Raw genomic sequence first — 6,147 nt, 5'->3', positions numbered from 1 at the left:
TGGTTCCGCATGACCGACAAGGACAACGCCGCCACCGCCGACGACCAGCACCACCAGGGCGTGGACTGGCAGTACGGCGGCGCGGACCGCGACGTGCTCCAGGGCGACCGCACGGCCAACGGGCCCAACCCCGGCGACAAGATGATCGACTGGAACGGCGGCTTCAACCTCTACACCCACTGCGGCCCGGCCAACGGCGGGCACAACATCGTCCGCCAGCACTCCCCGGCGATGCTCGACTTCCTGGCCAAGGTGGCCTGGGGCGCGGGCGCCGGGCGTGCGGCGGGCGACCCGTCGGGGACGCGGGAGGTGGCCGTCCCGGCCTCGGGCGACAGCGGTTCGCCCTATCCCACCTCACCTGGCCACTTCGACTCGCCCGTGGCCTGCGCGGGCTGATCAGGAGACATGCCGATGTCACGCCGTCTGATGGCGACCATCCTGGCGGGGGTGCTGGCGGCCGTGGGACTCACCACGGCCCCGGCCCACGCCGCAGCCCCGGGACAGCCGTCCTGCGTCCCGGGGGACTGCTTCACCGTCGACGTCTCGCTCGACCGCGCCCCCGCCGTCGGGCAGAGCGCGAGACTCACGGTCGTGGTGACGCCGAAACAGGACATACCCGACGCCACCACGATCATCGAACTCCCCGACACCCTGAAATGGACGACCCCACCCGCCGGATTCACCCACGACACGGCCACGGTCGGCCGCAGCCCCGTGGACCGGGCGACCAGCCGTGCCGAACGCGTGAAAAAAGGCCGGACCATCCGGTACGAGGCAGTGGTCGCGGCCGAGCGGCCGGGCCCGGCCTCCATCCGGGTGCAGGCCCGGGACGGGCGGCCGGGACCGGGCACCGAGGGCCTGGCCTACCTCACCATCGGCACCCGGTCGATCTTCGGCATGCCGGCGGACGACCGCGCCCGCGGCGTCCGGATCCCGGCGCGGAGGAGCGACCTGCCCGGTGACACGTGCGTGCACGGCCGGATCACGCACGTCGTGGCGGAGACCGGCGCGCTCAGAGGCGTGCCCAAGGTGCTCGTCGAGACGTTCGACGTCGACGCGGACGGCTCCGAGCAGATCGGCTGGACCGTCACCGACGACACCGGCGACTACCGGGTGTGCTTCGACGGCGTCGAGGAGGACGGCACCGGCCAGGACGTCTACGTCGAGGTGACCTCGACCGGCGACTACTGGGGAGTGGTGAAGCCGGCCGACGGCACCAACTATCTCGACCGGAGCGAGGTGCGGCCGGACATCCCCCGCGGCACCGCGCTGTCGGTCATCGACTACCAGGCCGCGCCGGGCAGCCCGATCGAGGGCGCGTTCCGCCTCTTCACCGCCGCCCACGACACCTGGAAGGCCTACACCGGCTGGCTGGGCCAGCCGGGCGACGGGTGCTGGGAGACGGGCTCGGCCTCCTGCCGGAGGGTGCTCCTGGTCTGGGCTCCCGACCGGGCCGTCCCCGGCGGCTCCTACTACTGCAGCAGGGTCGCCGCCCCCTCCTGCCCCCGCGAGTTCGAGGCCCATCTGACGGCGTCGGCGCAGCTGCGGAAGATGGAGATCGCCCACGAGCTCGGGCACTTCATCATGGACTACACCTACGGCCACCTGCCGCCGATGGACCCCTCCTGCCGGGCCCACTACATGATGACGCCGATGGCGACCAAGTCCTGCGCCTGGGTGGAGGGGTGGGCCGACTGGGTCGCGGTCCAGACGTACGGAGACACACATTTCCGGTGGGCCACCGGCGGCCTCCAGGACGTCGACCTGGAGAGCCCGCGCTGGTACAGCGCAGGCTGGCCGAGCGGTCCCGACGCCGACAGGACCGAGGGGCGCGTGGCCGGCGCCCTGCTCGACCTGGCCGACTCCGGGGCACGCGACGAGAAGTACTGGGACGTCGCCGGGATCGGGCCGGAAGGGGTCGTGGCGGCCTTCAGGAACGTGGCCGCCGACGACCTCGACCAGTTCCTGCTCGGGCTGGACGTCCGGAACCAGGCCCTCGCCGAGCAGGTGTTGTTCCAGAACACGATCAGGGTGAGCCGCCTGTCGGCGCTGCTGGACCGCAGTCCGGCGCGCTGGCCCACCAACGTCCCGCAGGAAGAGCTCTTCACCGTCCCGGCCGGGCGGTGGGCGGTGGCCGTGACCTCCGCGGTCGCCGCCGACGGAACGGACGTCAACCTGGACGTCGTGCCCCAGGCGGCGGGCAAGCCGCCCGTCACCAGCGAGGACTGGGCGGCCAACCCGGACTTCGTCGCCGTGCAGCCGCCCGTCGCCGACGAATCCTTCACCGCCTGGGCCGGGTCTCCCGCCGACTATCAGGAGTACGCGCTGGAGGTGGCGCAGGCGCCCGACGGCGACCTGGGGAAGGGATCTCCCCAGGAGCTCGCCATGGCCGCCGATCGGCTGGTGGAGATCCGGACCGTCCGGCTGGAGCAGGGCGTGCCCGCGACCCTCACCGTCACGCCCCGCAACGGCCAGGACGTCGACCTCTTCGTGATGACGCCCAACCCCGCCGTGTGGGGGCAGCCGCGTTCCGCCGCGCGCCGCGCCGCGAGCGGCGGAGCGGGCAAGGCCGAGCGGATCACCATCTCCGACCCGAGGACGACCGGCGTCTACGCGGTCGTCGTGATTAAGAAGAGTGGCGAGGGGACCGTCTCCCTGGCCCGGAGCTGAGCCTTCTCGACCGCTGTTCGGCGTGGCCTGCGAAACCTTGGAATCGGCCTGTGGCGACTGGCGGCTCGGCACGGCCCCGGCGGTCCGGGACGCGGGGCTCGGCCACATGTCGGCCGCGCGCTCCGGGACCGGCCGTGAAAAGGGGCGCCGCGCGAGGCGGCCGCCCGCTCCCCACCATAGGGAAGGGAATTGCCATGGAACTGAACGTCTCCGCCCTGGACATGCTGCCGACCGCCGACGAGGCCGGCCTCATGTACTGCGACATGACCTGCTTCGACGTGAGCGTCAACTGCAGCGGGTCCACCATGAACACCCAGACGATCACCACCACCGGCGGCTGGTACTGAGCCGTCCGGGACGCCTGCGGCGTACCGGGTGATGACCGGACGGACAGCTGAATGAGGCGGGGCCCGGGGCGTCTGCCGCGGGCCCCGCCGACTGCCTCGCTACTTGAGCACCTGCGCCGAACGCACCTCGTGCAGGTGGACCAGCACGTCGAATGCGCGGGACAGGGCGGTGTCGAGCGGCGGGTACGGGTACTGCGTGCCGATGTTGCGGGTCGGGCGAGCCACCGCCAGCCAGTCGCGCGCGGCGGCCGGCGCGGTGCGCATGTCGAGGTAGAAGTCGTCGTAGCGGACCCGGTCGAGGGTGTGCTCGTTGCTGCCGGGTTCGGCGGGGCCGGCGGTGAACTGCTTCCAGTCGCCGCCCAGCGCGGCGTCCTTCGACAGGAAGGATCCGCGGTCGAAGGTGAAGCCGACGGCGACGTACTTCTCGCCCAGCATGTCGCGCAGGTAGGCGCCCTGCGTCTTCGGGTAGAGCGCGGGATCGCCGGAGACGTACCCGGCGTGGGTGTTCTGCGCGGACATGAGGATCTTGCCGCCGTGGTGTCGCAGCCACCAGACGGTGTTGTCGGCCATGACCTGGTCGCGGTAGCGCTCCATGACGCTCAGCCAGGACTTGTCGGCCAGGTCGTAGCCGGCGAACTTGGCGGTCTGGGCGATGAACCGGGCGTCCTGGACGGCGCTGTCGTACGCGGCCGACGCCCGCGGCCCTCCCAGGCTGAGGAGCAGGTCGAGCGCCTGCTGAGCCTTGGCGGCGAGCTGCCGCCGTTCGTCCAGCGGCCGGTTCAGGTAGGCGAAGACGTCGTCGAGCGGGCGCAACCCCTCGTACAGCGCCGCCAGGGGAGCGGTGGAGCCGGGGTGGGCGCCCCGGACGTACTGCGCGATGCGGGCGAAGACCTCCTCGCCCACCTTCGGCGCGCCGACGTCGTCGCCCATGACGTGCAGCGGGTGGCCGGGGTCGCGGCGGTTGTGCTCGCGCATCCACTCCAGCATCCCGACGAGTTCCTCACGCTCCCACGGCGAGGCCCGCAGCACCTCCTTGGCGATGGCCCGCAGGTCGCCCTTCCCCGTCCGCAGGTACTCGTCCAGCCGCACCCCTCCCGACCAGCTGGCCTCCAGCGCGAACGTGGTGAAACCCTTCTTCTCCACGAGGTAACGGAAGACCCGCTCCTTCACCGTGAAGAACTCATGCGAACCGTGGGTCGCCTCGCCCATGCCGACGACCCGGGCGTCACCCACCATCCGGCCGAACGCCCTCAGGTCGCCCGACTCCGCGCCCGGCTCGGTCGAGCGCAGTTCCTGCGCCGCCGCCTCCAGAGCTCGCACGGGCTCGGCGGGCGCGGCGGGCGCGGCGGGCTCAGCCGCGAAGGCCGCCTGGGCCAGGACGGGCACGAGGGTCAGGCCCGCCGCGAGGGCGGCGAGCTTCCGGCCAACGGTCATGTCACTTGCTCCTTGGTGTCGCCATTACTTGACGCCAAGAACCGTATGACGCGCCCGGATGCCCAGACGATGCCGCTGACCTGCGCATTTTTCGGCGTACGCACTGCCTCGAACAGGTAGGGCCAGCCCTACCGAGGCCGCCCTCGCGCGGCCGAGCTCACCGGGGGACGGCCGCCAGGTTCAGCACGGTGTACTCCTTGCCGCCGCCGCGGGTCTTGACCTGGCACCCCCTGCTCGCGCACCGCTCGCAGGACTTCTCGTCGGCGTCCCAGAAGACGGTCAGGAGCCCGGCTGCACCAGGCCGGTCTCGTAGGCGAGGATGACCAGCTGCACCCGGTCTCGGACGCCGAGTTTCATCAGGGCGCGGGTGATGTGCGTCTTGGCGGTCAGCGGGCTGATCACGAGCCTGGCGGCGATCTGGTCGTTGGACAGCCCCTCCGCCACCAGACGGACGACCTCGCGTTCGCGATCGGTGAGCACGGCGAGCGCGGTGAGCCGGTCGCCGCTCAGCGGGGCGGGCCGGTGAGCGAACTGCTGGACGACCCGCCGGGTGACGCTCGGCGACAGCAGTGCCTCGCCCGCGGCCACCACGGCCACGGCGTGGCGCAGCTCGGCCGGTTCGACCTCCTTGGTGAGGAACCCGCTGGCGCCGGCGCGCAGCGCGGCGAAGACGTGGTCGTCGGTGTCGAACGTGGTCAGGATGACGACCTTGGTCCCCGGGCGTTCGGCCAGCACCCGGCGGGTGGCCTCGATGCCGTCCATTCCCGGCATGCGGATGTCCATGAGGATCACGTCGGGCTCGGTGGCGCGCGCCTGCCGGACGGCCTCGTCGCCCGTGGCGGCCTCGCCGACCACGGTCAGGTCCTTGGAGCGGTTGAGCAGGCTGCGGAAACCGGCCCGGACGAGGGCCTGGTCGTCGGCGAGCAGCACCTTGATCGTCATGTTGCCATGGGGATGATCGCGCGCACGGCGAACCCCTCGCTCCCTTCGATGCTCAGCGTGCCGCCCAGGGTGGTGACACGTTCGCGCATGCCGGTCAGTCCGTGGCCCCCGGCCAGGACGCCATCGGCCGGGGCGGTCGCGCCGCGGCCGTCGTCGGCCACCTCGACCGTCACCGCGTGGCTCGCATACCGCAGCCGCACCGACACCCGGGTGGCGTCGGCGTGTTTGATGGTGTTGGTCAGCGCCTCCTGGACGAGCCGGTGGGCCGCGACGGCCTGCGGGCCGGCGACCGTGGCGGCATCGCCCTCCTCGTGCAGCTCCACCTCCAGGCCGGCGGCCCGGGCGGCGGAGACGAGATCGGCGATGCCGCCCAGGTCCGGCTGCGGGGCGGCGTCACCGTCGATCCGCAGCACGCCGATGAGCGAGCGCAGGTCGGCCATGGCCTTGCCGCGCACGTCCATCGCGGTGCGCAGGGCCGCGCGCGTCTCCTCGGGAGAGTCGTCCAGCGCGTCGGCGGCCACGTTGAGATGCACGCCGACCACGGCCAAGGTGTGGGCGATGATGTCGTGCAGCTCGCGGGAGATCTCCAGCCGCTGTTCGGCGAGCCGGCGGCGGGCGTCCGCCTCGCGTGCCTGCTCCAGTTGCGCCCGCCAGCGCGCCTGGAGGTGGCGGGCGTTGCCGACCGCCAGCACCAGCGCCAGCCAGAGCACCTCGGCGCCGCCGGAGGCCAGCGCGCGGGCGGGCGAGCCGCCCG

At 72.3% G+C, this 6,147-nt stretch carries 6 protein-coding genes; 3 read left to right on the top strand and 3 right to left on the bottom strand.

Annotated elements, in window-relative coordinates; all coding sequences use genetic code 11:
• The 3 genes from ACWCSD_RS45805 to ACWCSD_RS45795 form a co-directional block, all read left to right on the top strand.
• A partial coding sequence (locus tag ACWCSD_RS45805; RefSeq protein ID WP_449924918.1) for a hypothetical protein occupies positions 1 to 396 on the top strand: 396 nt, incomplete at its 5' end.
• Positions 397 to 411: 15 nt separating this feature from the next.
• Positions 412 to 2,670, top strand: a complete 2,259-nt coding sequence (locus ACWCSD_RS45800) for a hypothetical protein (protein ID WP_449924916.1) — start codon at positions 412 to 414, stop codon at positions 2,668 to 2,670.
• 194 nt (positions 2,671 to 2,864) lie between these two features.
• Entirely contained in the window at positions 2,865 to 3,017 is a 153-nt protein-coding gene (locus ACWCSD_RS45795; RefSeq protein WP_397157544.1) for a hypothetical protein, read from the top strand.
• A 99-nt stretch (positions 3,018 to 3,116) separates the two neighbouring features.
• Here the strand turns inward: ACWCSD_RS45795 and ACWCSD_RS45790 are convergent, their stop codons facing one another.
• The 3 genes from ACWCSD_RS45790 to ACWCSD_RS45780 all read right to left on the bottom strand — a co-directional run.
• Positions 3,117 to 4,451: an erythromycin esterase family protein gene (locus ACWCSD_RS45790; RefSeq protein ID WP_397157542.1), complete on the bottom strand. Its 1,335-nt coding sequence runs from the start codon at positions 4,449 to 4,451 to the stop codon at positions 3,117 to 3,119.
• A 279-nt stretch (positions 4,452 to 4,730) separates the two neighbouring features.
• Positions 4,731 to 5,393 (bottom strand): response regulator transcription factor, encoded by a 663-nt coding sequence (locus ACWCSD_RS45785; protein ID WP_397157540.1) that lies wholly within the window; start codon positions 5,391 to 5,393, stop codon positions 4,731 to 4,733.
• Positions 5,390 to 6,147 (bottom strand): sensor histidine kinase (locus tag ACWCSD_RS45780; protein ID WP_449924912.1); only part of this gene is annotated, 758 nt, incomplete at its 5' end. The genes ACWCSD_RS45785 and ACWCSD_RS45780, both read right to left, overlap by 4 nt.

It is taken from the genome of Nonomuraea sp. NPDC001684, from assembly GCF_053596515.1.
This window is presented reverse-complemented; position numbering and strand designations above follow the sequence as displayed.

Excerpts from the sequence above, each read along its gene's own strand:
- ACWCSD_RS45800 (WP_449924916.1), top strand. The coding sequence starts at position 412 with ATGTCACGCCGTCTGATGGCGACCATCCTGGCGGGGGTGCTGGCGGCC.
- ACWCSD_RS45795 (WP_397157544.1), top strand. The coding sequence starts at position 2,865 with ATGGAACTGAACGTCTCCGCCCTGGACATGCTGCCGACCGCCGACGAG.
- ACWCSD_RS45790 (WP_397157542.1), bottom strand. The coding sequence starts at position 4,451 with ATGACCGTTGGCCGGAAGCTCGCCGCCCTCGCGGCGGGCCTGACCCTC.
- ACWCSD_RS45785 (WP_397157540.1), bottom strand. The coding sequence starts at position 5,393 with ATGACGATCAAGGTGCTGCTCGCCGACGACCAGGCCCTCGTCCGGGCC.